Genomic DNA, 17,571 nt, shown 5'->3' with positions numbered 1-17,571 from the left:
CGAAGCCGAAGCTGGGGTACCCGCCCGTGAACTCTGCCGCAAGCATGCCATTTCCGATGCCACGTTTTACACCTGGCGTAAGAAGTATGGCGGTATGGAGGTGCCTGAAGTTAAGCGCCTGAAGTCGCTTGAGGAAGAGAACACCAGACTCAAGAAGCTGCTTGCCGAAGCCATGCTGGATAAAGAGGCGCTTCAGGTGGCTCTTGGGCGAAAGTACTGACGACAGACCAGAAGCGGGAAGCCGTGATGTTGATGTGTGATGCGACCGGTCTGTCGCAACGTCGTGCCTGCAGGCTTACAGGTTTATCCCTGTCGACCTGCCGCTATGAGGCTCACCGTCCGGCTGCTGATGCGCATTTATCAGGGCGCATCACTGAGCTGGCACTGGAGCGCAGGCGTTTTGGCTACCGTCGTATTTGGCAGTTGCTGCGCCGTGAAGGGCTTCATGTTAATCATAAGCGCGTGTACCGGCTTTATCACCTCAGTGGCCTGGGCGTAAAACGCAGAAGACGTCGTAAAGGGCTGGCAACAGAACGTCTGCCGCTGCTCCGTCCGGCGGCGCCCAATCTGACCTGGTCGATGGATTTCGTCATGGACGCACTTTCCACCGGTCGCAGGATCAAGTGTCTTACCTGCGTCGATGATTTCACAAAGGAATGCCTGACGGTCACTGTTGCCTTTGGGATTTCAGGCGTTCAGGTCACGCGTATTCTGGACAGCATTGCACTGTTTCGAGGCTATCCGGCGACGATAAGAACTGACCAGGGGCCGGAGTTCACTTGCCGTGCACTGGATCAATGGGCCTTTGAGCATGGTGTTGAGTTGCGCTTAATCCAGCCGGGCAAGCCAACGCAGAACGGATTTATTGAGAGCTTTAACGGACGATTTCGCGATGAATGTTTGAATGAGCACTGGTTCAGCGATATCGTTCATGCCAGGAAAATTATTAATGACTGGCGGCAGGATTATAACGAATGCCGCCCGCACTCCACGCTGAATTATCAGACACCGTCTGAATTTGCAGCGGGCTGGAGAAAGGGTCATTCTGAGAATGAAGATTCCGACGTTACTAACTGAGTGTTGTATCTAATCGTGGGGGCAGGTCAGCGCTATCAATCAGGCTATCAGTATTCAAGAATCTAACTTTGATGGAAAACTTAACTCGGCTATTACGAAAGTTGAAAAAACTCAAGCTGATGATAGACAAGCAACCGCAAGTTCAATTAATCAATTGAAAGCTGAAACAAACACAGCTATTGCAACAGTTAGTCAAGAATCAAAAGCAAGCGTTGACGACTTAACAGGAACGATTAATAGCAAATGGGCAGTTCAGACTAATGCCGACGGTGTTGTTGCTGGTATCAGTATGCTGGCTAATAAGAATCCTGACGGTTCAAAACAGTCTAGTATTGTTTTTAACGCTGATAAAATCGCTATAACGAATAACAATACTCCTGCGGGTGCTGTTGCTCCGTTTATGGTCGCTGATAACAGAGTTTATATGGATTCTGCAATGATTCGTAATGCTTCTATCGGTTCAGCACAGATTGCAGATGCTTCTATTAACAACGCTAAGATTCAAAACGGTGCTATTAACAACGCGAAGATTGAAAACGGTGCGATTACTACTGCGAAAATTGGTAATGCTCAGATCGGTTCAGCACAGATTGCTTATGAAATATCTTCTGATAACTGGTTCCCTTCCGGTGGTACTCAAGGTTGGACAATCAGAAAAGACGGTTGGGCTTCTTTCCAAAACGTTAATATCAGAGGTAACATTCAAGCAGATTCTGGTTATTTCGCAGGTGAAATCAGAGGCGGTTCAGGTTATTTCACAGGAACTGTATACGCTGACAGAATTGAAGGTGACGTTATCAAAATGGGTCATATAGATCCGTGGACAACAGTTCATATTCCTGCTGTTAACTGGAACAGAGTAATTTCTATTCCAAACCTTTCGATTTCAGGCAGAACTTATTCCGGTGGTGCTTGGGGCTACGGAACTGCATGGATTAATATGTCGAACGGTCAAGAAATCGTAAGAACAGTTACCAGTGCAATGAGTGGTTCAAACGGTGGTACAGGCATTATCTATGCGGGACAAGCTGTTGATTTGAGTTACGGTGCTGACTTGAATCATGCGACCGCAGCAAGAGCAGTTTACTTTATCAGTAAACAACAATAACGTTCTAAATAAAGACAAGGAGGTCTTTTAAAAAGGAGATTCAAGATGGTCGATATAGCACTGATCATTTCCATCTTGGGTGCTCTAGGAGGTTTCTTGGCTTGGGTTTATGCCGAAATTAAATCAAACAATGAAAAACGAATTGACCTTGAGAAACGTTTCTCAGACATCGAAAAAAGCATAGCCGTTAATGACGCAAAAGATGCTTCGCTTATAAGCGATATAACACGACAACAGGATGAATTTCGAGAGGTCAAATCTGATTTGAAGAATTTAGAAGGAAGAACAGCAAAGCTAGATATCGACCTAGCAGTTCTAAGAGGAAAATGAAAAGAAAAGAGATTCCGATTTATAAGCAAGAACTCTTTCAAAAGCAAAAAGGTCTTTGTGCTTTAACTGGCATAAAGATTCATGAAGTTAATAAAGCCCATCTTGACCATGACCATATATTAACAGGCTCTAACGCAGGCAGATGCAGAGGATTATTAATCGCTCAAGCAAACGTCCTAGAGGGCAGAATAAAACATCAGTTTAAACGTTCGGGTCTCGATGGGAAAATTGACTACATCGAGTTTTTGAAGAATCTTGTTCAGTATCTTGAAAAAGACTACTCAGACAATCCTACGCATCCACAACTTATTCCTGATTTAAAGAAGGCGTTCTCTCGAAAAAATCTTTCTGAGATGAAAGCTATTACAGGTTCAAACCTTAAAACGAAAAAGGAGCTTGAAAAAGTCTACTCAAACCAAATAAAGGTGAAATATGAAAATGAAATATCTCCAAGCATTGGCAAAACACGCTAAAGATTATCTTATTGTTCTATTTCTCGTTACTATAACTTATAACACTGTTGCTGTTCCTGTTCTGCAAGCTTTCGATATTAAAGCACCTAAAATGATTCTTATCAGCGAAGAACAGATAAAAACATTTGGGACGCTTCTGATGTCAGGAGTGAACTAATGGCAAAAGCAAAAGATGTTATGAAAGACCTTGAAAAATGGCGAATCAAAGAATCTGACGTGTTCAGTAAGAAAGTAACCAAAGCGTCTAAACTCGCTTCTGTTGAGTTGCAAAGAAAAATCAACAGACGAGTCGATGGACCAGTTAATTTCACTAAGAACGCAGTAGGTTTCAGTTTCAGATACGATCAGAACGGGTCACGAAATAGAATATTCATCAAAGACAAGCAGGCTGATTATCTTGCTCCGTTAATTGATGATAACAAAGGAATTAACAAGTTTGTTCCAACTGGTGTAAGAGGTTCAAAGAACAAATTCGGTAACATTCCTAACTTGAAATCAAGAAATAATCTTGAAGCTGTCAAGCAAAAAAAAGATGGCGTAACTCGAACGATCCTCATTAAAACTAACGTTAAAAAGCAAGACCGTCGTTTAATTGCTGTATTCAAGAAAAATCAACACAGAAGAAAAACTCTGGGTTCATGGAATCAAATCTCTGACGATATATTCAAAACCGTTAAGCGTGTTGCGGGTACTAAATAAAGTCAAAAGGAGAACAAATGAACATTCACGATTTTGATACTTACAGATTAGACGAACTTGCCGACATCTACGTTAACGAGATTAATCCCGAGTCAATGACTGTTCCTTACGGTTGCGAACACATCAAAGATAAGCGAATTAAAAAATATCTGTTCAACGATAAGAACGTTTTTATTGTTTCAACACAGAAGAAAAAACCTAATTGTCATTTCAAATTAGGACAGACAGTTCGACTGCAAGGTCCATTTTTTGAGACCGAAGCGAAGAACTTAGGAATGATTGAATATATCCACAAAGGTTTCAGAATGTACGGATATTTCTTTCAATGGAAATAACAAAAGGGAGCCTCGCGCTCCCTTTTTCATAAATAAAAGAAAACTCAACAAAGGGAAACAAAAATGAATTTCGATGAAATGTTAGCAAGTCTTTCGCCTTCTCGCGAACCAGTAGAAATCAACGGCTTTAAATTCTATGCTCGTCCTATGACCGTATCTGAATTCGGTGAATTCTATTTCAAAAATGAAAACACAGAAGAACGTAACGACCGAATGATTCTGAATTGTATTCAACACGAAGACGGAACTCCTGTTTTTAAAGAAATCGCTCAAGTTCAGAAACTTTATACCACTGTTCGTTCAACTCTTGCTAGTGCTGTTTCTACTGCCAGTATTCTCAGTAAGAAATCAGACGTTCTGGAAAAGAACTAAGACAGAACTGGGCTAAATCATTTCAGTATAGAACAATGCTACGTCGCGGATTATCTAACGATGAAATTCAACAGATGTCCGTGATGATGTATTACGAACTATGGTTTTTCGACTCGTTTATTGAACCTCAAGGTCCTGTCTATAACGATTTCTATCAAGCACGTTTGGTCCACACTATCGAAGCTAATAATCCTAATCTTACAAAAGAATATAGGAAAAAGCTCAACATGAAAGATCACCTGCTTATTAAAGATTCTGTGTTTAAGTCTCAAGAGGAAATCGAAAAAGAGAAAGAGCAACAGGAGCTTAAACGCAAGAAAGCTGTTGAATCGATGTTCGACCCTGCTCTGTTAGACAAAGTTAGACTGAAACAACAAAAAAAGGTGAATAATGGCTAAATCACGTTATGACGTCGAGATTAACGGAGATAACAAAGGCCTATCAATTTCTATTGACAAGTCCATGAAGAAACTGAATGAACTCGATTCAGTAGCTAATGGACTTTTTAGTAATATGACAGGACCGTTGAATAATCTCAACAACGGAATCTCAGGTATTGCAGGAATGTCCAAGGGTATGCAAGCTCTGGGGATTGCAGGAATGGCAGCAGGTGCAGGTGTAGCTGTTCTTAATACCGCGTTAGAAAAAACGAGAGAACTCAATCAACTCTCTACATCAACTGGTCTTTCAGTTGAATATCTGCAACAACTTAAAAATGAATTTCGCGAAACAGGTATGGAGATTGACCGTTTCGGAGATTTAAACAAAGACACATTAGATAAACTTGGCGATTCATTCAGAGAAGGTCATGGCGGTATTGCAGACGACCTCAAAGAATGGGGTATTGGTCTTGAACAGTACACACAATACGTCAACGATGCCCAAGGCGGTATTAAAGCGCTTGTTCAGACTTATTATGACCTGAAAGCTGCTGGTGCAAGTCAAGCTGAAATCGTGAACGGAATGGAGTCAATGGCTTCTGATGCTTCACATTTGATTTCAACTCTTGAAAAATACGGTTCAACTCAAGACGCATTAAACGCTATTAACAATCGTTCTGTTGATATCACAAACGAAACAGCAAAAGAATATAAAGAATTCGACGAAAACATGAAAACGTTAACCGTCAATCTGGATAATCTAACTGTTAACGTTATGAGTCCGTTAGTTAAGAAAATGAACGACCTGTTCGAAATTGCTAATAAAGATTGGACAGCAAGTAACTTTTTAGACTTCATGGGAACATTAAGCACGTTGCGTCCTGATGCTGCTCTTTCTGATTGGGCTGCCGAAGCGACTGTTAACAAAATGGGCGAATGGATGCCTAATGCGGGTTTTGCTAAACGTAGAAAAGCAATTGCAGATGAAGAAAAGTTTCAGAAAGATATTGCCGCAGCAAGAATCAAAGCTGATGAAAATCTTCGTTTACAGCAAGCAAATGCTAAAACTGCCGCAGATCTGAAAAGAAAAAAAGATGCATTAGCTGCCGAAGACGCTAAGAAAGAAGCTGAAAAAGCTAAACGCGAAGCTGACAAAATAGCAAGAGAAGCTAAAGCTGCTCAGAAAGAAAAGGAACGCTTACAGGAACAAGCCGCAAGAGAAGCTAAAGCTGCTTATGATAAGATGATGCAAGAGCGTCAGACAGCGTTACAGAATCTTTCCAGTCTTGATGCTGCAATTCTCAGTCAAGAAGGCAGAACTATTTCTAGTCAAGTCAGTAAAGTTAGAGAAGCTGTTGAAACAATCGACGAACTTGAAAAGAAAGGAATAATCAGCGCTACACAGGCAAATCAACGTCGTAAAATGCTTTTTGAGAATTCAAACAAAGAATTCAAACAAACTCTTATGGCAAGTCCTGAAGAAATCGGTGCTATTACGTCGAGTCTTGAAATCGTATATCAACAACAACTTGAACAACTCGAAGCTAAGAAAGCCCAATCGCTTATCGGTCAGAAAGAATATAATTCTCAGTTAGAAGCTATTCAGAAAGACCATCAGCAACGTCTTGAAGCAATTAAAGCGACTGCTGGCGATGGTAATATGTCTAATCTTAAAAATCTTGATGCTATCGGTTTTGCAACTGATGAAGAAAAAATGGCTATTCAACAGAAAATGTTGGAAGAACAATTTCAGAAGATGCAAGAACAGAACCAAAAGCTATATGACGGACAATTGATTTCTTATGAAGATTATCTCAAACAGAAACAGCGTCTTGAGCAAGCTTATGCGGTTAAATCGAAAGCAATTACTTTCACTGAGATTCAGACAAAACTCCAGATGTATAACGGTTTTGCTTCTGGTATGGGTGCAGTTATAGCCGGTATTTCTGGTGAAAACTCTAAAGCTGCTCAAGCAATGTTTGCAGTTGAAAAAGGAACAGCAATCGCAAGCGGTATGTTAAACGCTTATGAATCAGCAACTGCTTCAATGGCAAAATATCCTGGTCCTTTAGGTTACGCTCTGGCTGCTTCAAGTTATGCAAGAGTTATCGGACAAGTCATGCAGATGAAATCAGTGAATCTTACTGGTATGGCTCACGATGGTATTTCTAATGTTCCAAGAGAAGGGACATGGCTGCTTGATGGTGGCGAACGTGTCGTTGATGAAAGAACAAACGGCGACTTGAAAGACTTCTTAGATAATCAGAAAACAGGAGGCGAAACAAAAATCGACGCAAGTATTCACGTTTCAGGGAATGTTACTGATCAGCGTTGGTTTGCTGAACAATTAAAACGTCAGCAACAGAACATCGCGGCTATTGTTCAAGACAGCAACAGACGCAAGATGTAACTAATGGGAGCATCGCGCTCCCTTTTGATGTCTTGATTTTATCGCTTTGAAACTATATTGTGACGTTGCTGGAAACTAACACTGGCGTATCCTGAAAGAGAAAGAAATATGTGACAAACCGCTTATTATGCCATAAGTCTGTAAGAAGATCGCGTCTTCATGCGGAAGGGATAAAGTGAAACCAAAAGGAAAAAAATGTGATTTAGTACACATCCGAATTCCTTGTTGCTCAGATTGCACATATAATGCGTGCCCAACACTACATAAATCTCAACCCACTAGCCTGCCTGGCACTGAATCTCGCATACATGAACATGAATATGAAATTAACAACGCTTTTCGCGGCGGCACTCGCAATAGTTGGTTTTTGTAACACCGCTTCTGCCGTCACGTACCCGCTGCCGACCGATGGCAGCCGTTTGATTGGCCAAAACCAGGTCATTACTATTCCTGAAGGCAACACCCAACCGCTGGAGTATTTTGCGGCAGAGTATCAGATGGGTCTGTCTAACATGCTGGAAGCCAACCCGGGCGTGGATACCTTCCTGCCGAAAGGCGGCACCGTGCTGAACATTCCTCAGCAGTTGATCCTGCCTGATACCGTGCATGAAGGTATTGTTATCAACAGCGCTGAAATGCGTCTGTACTACTACCCGAAAGGCACCAACACCGTAATTGTTCTGCCGATCGGTATCGGCCAGTTGGGCAAAGACACGCCAATCAACTGGACCACCAAAGTAGAACGTAAAAAAGCGGGCCCAACCTGGACACCAACGGCGAAAATGCATGCGGAATACCGCGCTGCAGGCGAGCCGCTACCAGCCGTTGTTCCGGCTGGTCCGGATAACCCGATGGGACTGTACGCGCTGTATATCGGTCGCCTGTATGCTATCCACGGTACCAATGCTAACTTCGGCGTCGGCTTACGTGTCAGCCACGGTTGCGTACGTCTGCGTAACGACGACATCAAATTCTTGTTTGAAAATGTGCCGGTCGGCACCCGTGTACAGTTCATTGATGAGCCGGTAAAAGCCACGACCGAACCAGACGGCAGCCGTTACATCGAGGTACATAACCCACTGTCTACTACTGAAGCGCAGTTTGAAGGCGGGGAAATCGTACCAATTACGCTGACCAAGAGTATTACCAGCATCACCGGTCAGTCTGACGTCGATCAGGCCGTCGTCGAGCAGGCGGTACAGAACCGTTCTGGTATGCCGGTTCGCCTGAACTAAGCACATACCTGAAACGAAAAAGGCGGATGAATCATCCGCCTTTTTTATCGCCTCTGCGTCGCTATGACATCATCAGCAACAAACCATATCCCACCAGCGCCGCCCATATCAGCATCGGTACCGAATACCAATGAAAACGCCACCAGATCCGACGGTCGTTCGCCATCCGTAACGCAATGAGATTCGCCAGCGATCCCGGCAACAGCCCAAAGCCGCCCACATTGACCGCCCAGGCCAGAAGCAGCGTTGGCGGGACGTAGTTCAGCAGCAAAATCGTACTGGGCACATTACTGATAAACTGCGACAGGCCAATGGCGGTCAGCCAAAGCCCCGGCGCTGAAAGCGCGCCAATCTGGTGGGTTATCCCCTGCAGGGCCGGAAGCTGCGTCAGCAAGTGCACATCAATGAACATCGCCATAAACACCAACAGCAGCGTCCAGTCTACGCAGAGGATCACGCGGCGAGCCAGCACCATGAACCCCGCCGCCACAATCGCCAGACCCCACAGCTCTTGTTTTAACTCCAGTGCTACAAGGAAGATGATGTACAACACCAGACAGCCCCACACCAGACGCGGTAGCCAGTCAGGTGCGCGCGTACCGGTATGATAGTGCAACGCTTTATTCGGGAAACTGAACCAGCACAGCACCACCAGCGTCAGCATCATGGCCCCCGCAAGCGGCGCCATTTGCCAGGTAAACGCGATAAACGATAAGCCTGAGCGTCCCCACATCAGAATGTTTTGTGGATTGCCTATTGGCGTTAGCAACGATCCGGCGTTAACCGCCAGCGCCTCAAAGATAATCAGGCGATTCACCGGAATAGCGCACAATTTTTTCAGAGTGATGGTCAGCGGAACAACAATAAACAGCGCAACATCGTTGGTCAGAAACGTCGACAACAACGCCGCTGCCAGCACCATAAATATCGCCAGCTGGCGCTCTGTTTTGAAACGGCGGGTCATCTTGCGCCCTAACACATCGAAGTAACCACTTAGCTCCACGCCTTTGGTCAGTAACATCAGGCCACTAAGCGTGATAATTGTGTGCCAGTCAATCGCTCCCGGCCACGACCAGGGGGTAAATGGCGTGAACAGACTCAGTACAACCCCAACGATGATTAACAGCTGGAAAAAACGATCGCGCTGTAAGGCGCGTAATAAAGGAAAACTCATTCAGAGCCTGTTCCTTGCTGTTGCGTAAACCGGCTAAAAGCCTCCAGCGTTTCCTTACTGACGTGATGCTCCATCCCCTCCGCGTCGCGACGGGCAATTTCCGGACTGATACCTAACATCAACAGGAAATTCTCCACAATCTGATGACGCTCCCGACTTTCCTGAGCCAGTCGTTCACCTTCTGCGGTTAAAAACACGCCTCGCCAGGGGATCATTTCAATCAATCCGACTGAAGCAAGACGCTTAAGCATTTTAGCAACCGTCGGCTGGGAAACCCCAAGCCGTGCGGCCATATCCACCTGGCGCGCTTCACCTACCTCAATAATGAGATCGGAAATCAGCTCTACGTAGTCATCAATCAGCTCACGGCGATGCGCCTCCCGAACCTGACGAAACCCTTCAACGTGTTCTTCGACATTCACCAATTGCGTCACTTTTTTTGTTGTTGGCGTACCTGCGCGACGACTCATTCTGCTTCCTCGTTACTGTGACGCGTTAACGGCATCTGATTAGAGAGCACTCATTGTAAACCAGAGTTGCGCGGGCACAAAAAATTAACGTTTTAGCAATAGCTATATAATATAGCCTGTGCTATATCTGTATATAATAAAGACATCCCTCAAGGACTGATGGGATCGTGAAGTCAGGAGGTTTACATGAATGAATTTAAGAGGTGTATACGCGTGTTTAGCCACTCTCCCTTTAAAGTACGGTTGATGCTGATCTCTATGCTGTGTGACATGATTAACAGCAAACCTGAGAAGGATAAACCTTCAGAAAATTAATGCGGCGTTGCGGTACGCCGCTTCTTTTTCCTGCCGTCATCCGGGTACGGTGGTGGTTTTCGTCCCAATAACCCTTCTTTTTGTCAGTTTTGCCACGTCCCTCGCAAAACAATTTCTTTGTAGTAGTTGACCTTCTCTTGCGCACACTCTATCTTTTCGCAGCCCTGCGTATATTGCGGCTCGCGGATGCGGACCCTATCCCTCTTCTCGCTCTCTCAGGCAGGCAATGACCCTTAGCGCCAGGGTAAGCACATGGCGTTTTTGTAACAGTGGCATATGAATTTAACCCTCAAAGATTCAATCATTGCTCGTAGCCGGGCGATTAGTCCGTGGACTGGCCTCTATTTCTTACAGTCTCTGCTGATCAACCTTGCGCTGGGCTATCCGCTTAGCCTGCTCTATAGCGTTGCTTTCACCTGTATATTGATGCTGCTGTGGCGCAGCGCGCCGCGCGCGCAGAAAGTGCTGATTGGCCTTTGCTCGCTGATTGCGGCAATGTACTTTCCGTTCGGCCAGGCTTACGGCTCACCGAACTTCAATACCTTGCTGGCGCTGCACTCAACCAATATGGAAGAGTCCACCGAAATCCTGACCATCTTCCCCTGGTACAGTTATCTGGTTGGGGTATTTATTTTCGCCCTCGGCGTTATCGCCGTACGTCGTAAAAAAGATGAACAAAAGCGTGGCTGGAACAAGTTCGACAGCGTTTGTTTGCTGTTCAGCGTTGTCGCATTCTTTGTTACCCCGGTACAAAACCTGGCCTGGGGCGGCGTGTTCAAGCTGAAAGACACTGGCTATCCGGTTTTCCGGTTTGCCAAGGACGTGATCGTCAATAACAACGAAGTGCTCGACGAACAAGAGCGTATGGCGAAGCTGTCGAGCGTGAAAGACAGTTGGACCGTAACCGCCGTGAAGCCGAAGTATCACACCTACGTCGTGGTGATCGGCGAAAGCGCCCGCCGCGATGCGTTAGGCGCGTTTGGCGGTCACTGGGATAACACCCCGTTTGCCAGCTCCGTTAACGGCTACATCTTTGCGGATTACATTGCTGCCAGCGGTTCAACGCAAAAATCACTCGGCCTGACGCTGAATCGGGTGGTCGACAATAAGCCCCAGTTCCAGGATAACTTTGTCACCCTGGCCAACCGAGCAGGTTTCCAGACATGGTGGTTTTCCAATCAGGGACAAATTGGTGAATACGACACGGCCATCGCCAGCATTGCAAAACGCGCTGATGAAGTTCAGTTCCTCAAGAACGGTGACTTCGAAGCGGATAAAAATACCCGTGACGAAGCGCTGTTGAAGATGACCGCACAGGTGCTGGCAACCGAGCGCACTCAGCCGCAGCTTATTGTACTGCATTTAATGGGCTCACATCCGCAGGCCTGCGACCGTACGCAGGGTAAGTACGAGACTTTCGTCCAGTCAAAAGAGACGTCTTGCTACCTGTACACCATGACGCAAACGGATGACCTACTGCGCCAGCTATACGATCAGCTACGTAATAGCGGTACCAGCTTCTCGATGGTCTATTTCTCCGATCATGGCCTCGCGTTTAAAGAGCGTGGAAAAGAGGTGCAGTACCTGGCGCATGACGATCAGTTCCAGCAGAATTTCCAGGTACCTTTCATGGTGCTGTCGAGCGATGATAAAGCGCATCGTGTGATTAAGGCCCGTCGATCCGCCAATGATTTCCTCAGCTTTTTCTCGCAGTGGACAGGGATTAGCGCAAAAGAAATCACCAACAGCTACCGCTTTATCTCAGAGAAAAAAGCCGGGCCGGTGTACATCACCAACTTTAAGCTACAGAAGGTGGACTACAACCACCTTGGTACCGACATCTTCGAGACCAAATCTCGTTAACAGCTCATATTGCAGGCAAAAAAAATCCGCCCCGAGAGGCGGATTTTTCATATCACCGAAGTGATTAGAAGCGGTAACCCACGCCAGCGATCCAGGTGCCAACGTCAACGCTACGAATACGGCTCTGCTCGTAGGAGAAGTCCAGAGCAACGTTTTCGATCGGGTTGAACTGCAGACCAGCACCGTAAGAGAAACCGTAGTCGCTGGTGGTGTGGTTGTCAGCCGGGGATGCTGCGTTCTGGAATTTACCGTAACCAACACCCACTACACCGTAGATGCTTGCCCAGTCGTTCAGACGGTAAGCCGGACCAGCAGTGATGCCGTAGTACTGGGTTTTGTTGTAGTCGCCAGAAGCATCGGTACGATCTTTTTCAGTGTAAGTGAAGGAACCGATAACACCCAGCGGGTTGTTGTCCTGCTCGTAGCGATACTTCAGGTTGAAACCGTTCATTTTGTTCGCTGCGCCCTGAGCATCGCTCTGAGCGTAACCACCGGTAACGGTAGAAGTAGCAGCTATAGCAGTACCTGCGGAGAAAGCCAGAACAGCGGCCAGTGCTGAAAGACATGCAATTTTTTTCATAACCACCTCAAATGTGCTTCAAGTAAATCTTAAGTTTTAAATATACCAAAAATTGATGGGAAACTCTTTGCGATTAGCGATGTCTAACGGGGTCTTTCATGTAACAGAACATTTCAGAAATCCGCTATCTCTTTCAATTAACATCACTTTTCTAAAGTAAAATGCCATTATTGCGCGCACAATATGGCACATTCATCCAGATTATTCCTAATCACGCAGATTATTAATCCATCAGTTTCATGCCATTGTACGGAACTGAGCAATTTTTTTTTCAACGAATACTCAACCGCATGTGTGTATTTCCATTACACTCGCTGTTTTACTTCTATTGACATAATTTGACAGGAGAAAGGATGCCGGGGTCGTCACGTAAAGCGCCAGTCTGGTTGCCTATTTTGGTTTTGCTAATTGCTATGTCCTCCATTCAAAGCGGAGCATCTCTGGCGAAATCGCTGTTCCCGCTCGTCGGCGCGCCGGGCGTTACCGCGTTGCGCCTTGCGTTGGGCACCCTCATCCTTATCGCCTTCTTTAAACCCTGGCGTTTGCGATTCGCCAAAGAACAGCGCCTGCCCCTTCTGTTTTATGGCCTGTCTCTGGGCGGGATGAACTATCTCTTCTATCTGTCAATCCAGACCGTGCCACTGGGAATTGCCGTGGCGCTGGAATTTACCGGCCCGCTGGCGGTAGCGCTGTTTTCATCCCGGCGCCCGGTGGATTTCATTTGGGTTGCACTGGCTGTACTCGGACTGTGGTTCCTGCTGCCATTAGGTCAGGACGTTTCTCACGTCGATTTAACCGGTGCTGCGCTAGCGCTGGGGGCTGGTGCCTGCTGGGCCATCTATATTCTTACCGGGCAGCGAGCCGGGGCGGAACACGGTCCGGCAACCGTCGCAGTAGGGTCATTAATTGCAGCACTGGTATTTGTGCCAATCGGCGCGATCCAGGCTGGTGATGCCCTGTGGCATTGGTCCATTCTGCCGTTAGGCCTGGCCATTGCAGTCCTCTCTACTGCACTTCCCTATTCACTGGAGATGATTGCATTGACGCGCCTGCCGACGCGTACTTTCGGTACATTGATGAGTATGGAACCTGCCCTGGCAGCGGTTTCCGGAATGATCTTCCTCGGTGAAACGCTGACGCTTATCCAGACACTCGCTCTGGGTGCCATTATCGTCGCATCAATGGGCTCTACGCTCACTATTCGTAAAGAGCCACAAATAAAACAAGTCGACGTGAATTAACCACGTAATATTCTGCATGGTTTGCATAATCATGCAGAATATCCAATTGTAAATCTGCGTGATAATAATTCTAAAAAATATAATTTTCTCATCCGCATATTTCATTTAATCTCAAAATTAACATAAAAATAACACCCCGCAAGAAACACAACATTTAATTCATTGATTTTATTAGATATTTTATATTTACCCCTTCTTCGCTATTAAAGTAATAGGCAACACCGGAAAAAAAATCCAAATTTAGCGCTATACTTAATTCCGTTGAAGAGTTGGGACATAAATATCAAGAGGATATGAAAATATGAGTACCGCGAAACTGGTAAAAACAAAAGCATCCGCCCTCCTTTATACCCGCAACGATGTGTCTGATAGCGAAAAGAAAGCGACCGTTGAACTGCTGAATCAGCAAGTAATCCAGTTCATTGACCTGTCATTGATCACCAAACAGGCTCACTGGAACATGCGCGGCGCAAACTTCATTGCGGTACATGAAATGCTGGATGGCTTCCGTACAGCCCTGACCGATCACCTCGACACTATGGCTGAACGCGCCGTACAGTTGGGCGGTGTGGCACTGGGCACAACTCAGGTTATTAATAGCAAAACGCCTCTGAAAAGTTACCCGCTGGATATCCATAACGTACAGGACCACTTAAAAGAGCTGGCCGAACGTTATGCCGTAGTTGCAAACAGCGTACGTAAGGCTATTAGCGAAGCAAAAGACGAAGATACCGCGGATATCTTTACCGCAGCCTCTCGCGATCTCGACAAATTCCTGTGGTTTATCGAAGCCAACATTGAGTAACCGCAGACATAAGAATTACCTATATAACCCTCGCTCCGGCGGGGGTTTTGCACATCTATGGTGCATAACATTGATCATTTGTCACTCCAAAGTAAATTATTTGTAATAATCACCTCACACAATCGTTAACGAAAGATTGTTTTATCAACAATTTTTACGCTAAATAGTCATACCGTTTGCACCGTGCCTGGTTCGCACCAAATGAGTGCCCCAAAACAGTGCAGATTACTCGCTTTGCCCTACTTATTGTGCAGAGAAACGAAACACCCTCTTGTTAAAACAATGAGTTGCAAAATTGGCACGATTCTTTCATTAAGCCATATGTTCTCGCAGGGGATCGCCCCGTGGATATAAAAGGAAATCCTATGAAGTCTGTATTAAAAGTTTCACTGGCTGCACTTACCCTGGCTTTTGCGGTGTCCTCCCATGCCGCAGATAAGAAACTGGTTGTCGCAACTGACACCGCGTTTGTACCGTTCGAATTCAAACAGGGTGACAAATACGTTGGATTTGATGTGGATCTTTGGGCTGCTGTCGCCAAAGAACTGAAGCTGGATTATGAACTGAAACCAATGGATTTCAGCGGCATCATCCCGGCTCTGCAAACCAAAAATATCGACCTGGCACTGGCGGGTATCACCATCACCGATGAGCGTAAAAAAGCGATCGACTTCTCTGACGGCTACTACAAAAGCGGTCTGTTAGTGATGGTGAAAGCGAATAACAACGACGTGAAAAGCGTGAAAGATCTGGATGGTAAAGTTGTCGCAGTGAAGAGCGGCACCGGTTCCGTTGATTACGCAAAAGCGAATATCAAAACTAAAGACCTGCGTCAGTTCCCGAACATCGATAACGCGTATATGGAACTGGGCACCAACCGCGCAGACGCCGTGCTGCACGACACACCAAACATTCTTTACTTCATCAAAACAGCTGGCAATGGTCAGTTCAAAGCTGTAGGCGAATCACTGGAAGCCCAGCAGTACGGCATCGCCTTCCCGAAAGGCAGCGACGACCTGCGTGAGAAAGTGAACGGCGCGCTGAAAACGCTGAAAGAGAACGGTACTTACAACGAAATCTACAAAAAATGGTTCGGTACTGAACCTAAATAATAACCGGTAGCGTTGCCCGGTGGCGTGATGCTTACCGGGCCTACGCCTGGATTTTTGAGACCTGTAAGCCGGATAAGCACAGCACATCCGGCAAAACGGGCATTTGAATATTTACACCACGGTAACAGGAACGACATATGCAGTTTGACTGGAGTACCATCTGGCCCGCCATCCCGCTTTTGATTGAAGGCGCCAAAATGACCCTGTGGATCTCGGTCCTCGGTCTGGCTGGCGGTCTGATAATCGGACTTGCAGCAGGGTTTGCGCGCACTTTCGGCGGTTGGATCGCCAACCACGTAGCGCTGGTGTTTATCGAAGTCATTCGCGGTACGCCAATCGTTGTGCAGGTAATGTTTATTTACTTCGCTCTACCAATGGCATTTAACGATTTACGCATTGACCCTTTTAGCGCCGCCGTTGTCACCATCATGATCAACTCCGGTGCCTATATTGCGGAAATCACCCGCGGTGCGGTGCTCTCAATCCATAAAGGATTCAGCGAAGCCGGACTGGCCCTTGGACTTTCACGCACAGAGACTATTCGCCACGTTATTTTGCCTCTCGCGCTACGTCGTATGCTGCCGCCGCTGGGCAACCAGTGGATCATCAGCATTAAAGATACCTCGCTGTTTATTGTCATTGGCGTCGCTGAACTGACCCGTCAGGGCCAGGAAATCATTGCCGGTAACTTCCGCGCACTGGAAATCTGGAGCGCCGTTGCGGTGTTCTATCTGATCATTACGCTGGTGCTGAGCTTCATTCTGCGTCGTCTGGAAAGAAGGATGAAAATCCTGTGATTGAATTTAAAAACGTTTCTAAGCACTTTGGTCCAACCCAGGTGCTGCACAATATTGACCTGAACATTCAACAGGGTGAAGTAGTGGTGATTATCGGGCCGTCAGGATCCGGTAAATCTACCCTGCTACGCTGCATTAACAAACTGGAAGAGATAACCTCTGGCGATCTGATCGTCGACGGTCTGAAAGTGAACGATCCGAAGGTAGACGAGCGGTTAATCCGCCAGGAAGCCGGGATGGTGTTTCAGCAGTTCTATCTGTTCCCGCATCTGACGGCGCAGGAAAACGTCATGTTCGGGCCGCAGCGCGTACGCGGGGCGAATAAAGAACAGGCCGAGAAACTGGCGAAAGAACTGCTGGCGAAAGTGGGTCTGGCCGAGCGCGCCCATCACTACCCTTCTGAGCTGTCCGGCGGTCAACAACAGCGTGTGGCTATCGCCCGTGCGCTGGCGGTGAAGCCGAAAATGATGCTATTTGATGAGCCAACCTCAGCGCTGGATCCAGAACTGCGCCACGAAGTTCTGAAAGTTATGCAGGATCTGGCGGAAGAAGGGATGACCATGGTGATTGTGACCCACGAAATCGGTTTTGCCGAAAAAGTGGCTTCACGCCTGATTTTCATTGATAAGGGTCGTATTGCCGAAGACGGTAATCCGCAGGCCCTGATTGAAAATCCGCCCAGCCAACGCTTACAGGAATTCTTGCAGCACGTTTCCTGATAGCTCTGCCTCCCTTCGCCCGAAGGGAGGTTTTTCACCAGAATCCTCTCATTTCAATTCTCTCCCGCCCTGACAT

General features: G+C 46.4%; 20 protein-coding genes. 17 read left to right on the top strand and 3 right to left on the bottom strand.

The genetic code is table 11. The features are described from left to right. From OGX67_RS23615 to ldtB, 10 genes are all read left to right on the top strand, one after another. Nucleotides 1-1,077, top strand: a protein-coding gene (locus OGX67_RS23615; RefSeq protein ID WP_171866509.1) for an IS3-like element ISSen4 family transposase whose coding sequence is annotated in 2 segments (ribosomal slippage) — nucleotides 1-215 and nucleotides 215-1,077 — 1,078 coding nt annotated over the 2 segments. Because the reading frame shifts where the segments join, the coding sequence is not laid out codon by codon here. This gene is flagged as partial in the annotation. Nucleotides 1,078-1,231: 154 nt separating this feature from the next. Further along, complete coding sequence (locus OGX67_RS23610) at nucleotides 1,232-2,185, top strand: phage tail tip fiber protein (protein ID WP_286527569.1); 954 nt, start codon at nucleotides 1,232-1,234, stop codon at nucleotides 2,183-2,185. Nucleotides 2,186-2,230: 45 nt separating this feature from the next. Then, the gene (locus OGX67_RS23605) at nucleotides 2,231-2,515 is read left to right on the top strand and encodes a hypothetical protein (protein WP_000227550.1); all 285 of its coding nucleotides are present in this window, start codon (nucleotides 2,231-2,233) and stop codon (nucleotides 2,513-2,515) included. Further along, nucleotides 2,512-2,988 (top strand): endonuclease domain-containing protein, encoded by a 477-nt coding sequence (locus tag OGX67_RS23600; RefSeq protein WP_000823057.1) that lies wholly within the window; start codon nucleotides 2,512-2,514, stop codon nucleotides 2,986-2,988. The genes OGX67_RS23605 and OGX67_RS23600 overlap by 4 nt, the downstream gene beginning before the upstream one ends. A gap of 156 nt (nucleotides 2,989-3,144) precedes the next feature. Beyond that, nucleotides 3,145-3,687 (top strand): hypothetical protein, encoded by a 543-nt coding sequence (locus OGX67_RS23595; RefSeq protein ID WP_001029588.1) that lies wholly within the window; start codon nucleotides 3,145-3,147, stop codon nucleotides 3,685-3,687. Between the two features lie 17 nt (nucleotides 3,688-3,704). Further along, nucleotides 3,705-4,022: a hypothetical protein gene (locus tag OGX67_RS23590; protein WP_001020753.1), complete on the top strand. Its 318-nt coding sequence runs from the start codon at nucleotides 3,705-3,707 to the stop codon at nucleotides 4,020-4,022. Between the two features lie 63 nt (nucleotides 4,023-4,085). Beyond that, entirely contained in the window at nucleotides 4,086-4,394 is a 309-nt protein-coding gene (locus OGX67_RS23585) for a hypothetical protein (RefSeq protein WP_001008297.1), read from the top strand. A gap of 35 nt (nucleotides 4,395-4,429) precedes the next feature. Next, entirely contained in the window at nucleotides 4,430-4,792 is a 363-nt protein-coding gene (locus OGX67_RS23580) for a hypothetical protein (protein ID WP_001325352.1), read from the top strand. Next, nucleotides 4,785-7,184 (top strand): hypothetical protein, encoded by a 2,400-nt coding sequence (locus tag OGX67_RS23575; RefSeq protein WP_001140113.1) that lies wholly within the window; start codon nucleotides 4,785-4,787, stop codon nucleotides 7,182-7,184. The genes OGX67_RS23580 and OGX67_RS23575 overlap by 8 nt, the downstream gene beginning before the upstream one ends. A gap of 314 nt (nucleotides 7,185-7,498) precedes the next feature. Next, on the top strand, nucleotides 7,499-8,419 hold the full coding sequence (ldtB, locus tag OGX67_RS23570; protein WP_008784213.1) for a L,D-transpeptidase: 921 nt from the start codon (nucleotides 7,499-7,501) through the stop codon (nucleotides 8,417-8,419). Between the two features lie 61 nt (nucleotides 8,420-8,480). On the opposite strand, the gene OGX67_RS23565 is transcribed toward ldtB, so the two are convergent. After that, nucleotides 8,481-9,593 (bottom strand): anion transporter, encoded by a 1,113-nt coding sequence (locus OGX67_RS23565; RefSeq protein WP_257651712.1) that lies wholly within the window; start codon nucleotides 9,591-9,593, stop codon nucleotides 8,481-8,483. Continuing rightward, entirely contained in the window at nucleotides 9,590-10,063 is a 474-nt protein-coding gene (gene mntR, locus OGX67_RS23560) for a manganese-binding transcriptional regulator MntR (RefSeq protein WP_003035264.1), read from the bottom strand. Before mntR ends, OGX67_RS23565 begins: the two co-directional genes overlap by 4 nt. Nucleotides 10,064-10,249: 186 nt before the next feature. On the opposite strand from mntR, the gene mntS reads away from it, so the two are divergent. Beyond that, nucleotides 10,250-10,378 carry a manganase accumulation protein MntS gene (gene mntS / locus OGX67_RS23555; RefSeq protein ID WP_003836996.1) on the top strand — a complete coding sequence of 43 codons (129 nt, stop codon included), beginning with the start codon at nucleotides 10,250-10,252 and terminating at the stop codon, nucleotides 10,376-10,378. A gap of 276 nt (nucleotides 10,379-10,654) precedes the next feature. Beyond that, nucleotides 10,655-12,241 carry a phosphoethanolamine transferase gene (locus OGX67_RS23550; RefSeq protein ID WP_003035259.1) on the top strand — a complete coding sequence of 529 codons (1,587 nt, stop codon included), beginning with the start codon at nucleotides 10,655-10,657 and terminating at the stop codon, nucleotides 12,239-12,241. 64 nt (nucleotides 12,242-12,305) lie between these two features. Here OGX67_RS23550 and ompX read toward each other — a convergent pair whose 3' ends face one another. Then, the gene (gene ompX / locus OGX67_RS23545; protein ID WP_257651713.1) at nucleotides 12,306-12,821 is read right to left on the bottom strand and encodes an outer membrane protein OmpX; all 516 of its coding nucleotides are present in this window, start codon (nucleotides 12,819-12,821) and stop codon (nucleotides 12,306-12,308) included. Nucleotides 12,822-13,174: 353 nt separating this feature from the next. On the opposite strand from ompX, the gene rhtA reads away from it, so the two are divergent. The 5 genes from rhtA to glnQ all read left to right on the top strand — a co-directional run bounded on the left by rhtA (nucleotide 13,175) and on the right by glnQ (nucleotide 17,495). After that, nucleotides 13,175-14,062, top strand: coding sequence for a threonine/homoserine exporter RhtA (rhtA, locus tag OGX67_RS23540; protein ID WP_003035255.1), 888 nt, complete (start codon nucleotides 13,175-13,177; stop codon nucleotides 14,060-14,062). 301 nt (nucleotides 14,063-14,363) lie between these two features. Beyond that, the gene (gene dps / locus OGX67_RS23535; RefSeq protein ID WP_032936399.1) at nucleotides 14,364-14,867 is read left to right on the top strand and encodes a DNA starvation/stationary phase protection protein Dps; all 504 of its coding nucleotides are present in this window, start codon (nucleotides 14,364-14,366) and stop codon (nucleotides 14,865-14,867) included. 365 nt (nucleotides 14,868-15,232) lie between these two features. Next, a complete protein-coding gene (glnH, locus tag OGX67_RS23530; RefSeq protein WP_003035251.1) occupies nucleotides 15,233-15,979 on the top strand; it encodes a glutamine ABC transporter substrate-binding protein GlnH in 747 nt (248 codons plus the stop codon). 137 nt (nucleotides 15,980-16,116) lie between these two features. Further along, nucleotides 16,117-16,776: a glutamine ABC transporter permease GlnP gene (gene glnP / locus OGX67_RS23525; protein ID WP_286527561.1), complete on the top strand. Its 660-nt coding sequence runs from the start codon at nucleotides 16,117-16,119 to the stop codon at nucleotides 16,774-16,776. Next, entirely contained in the window at nucleotides 16,773-17,495 is a 723-nt protein-coding gene (gene glnQ, locus OGX67_RS23520) for a glutamine ABC transporter ATP-binding protein GlnQ (protein ID WP_257651714.1), read from the top strand. Before glnP ends, glnQ begins: the two co-directional genes overlap by 4 nt. Nucleotides 17,496-17,571: the final 76 nt, after the last annotated feature.

The organism is Citrobacter sp. Cf118, from assembly GCF_030334095.1.
GTDB lineage: Bacteria > Pseudomonadota > Gammaproteobacteria > Enterobacterales > Enterobacteriaceae > Citrobacter > Citrobacter freundii.
This window is presented reverse-complemented; position numbering and strand designations above follow the sequence as displayed.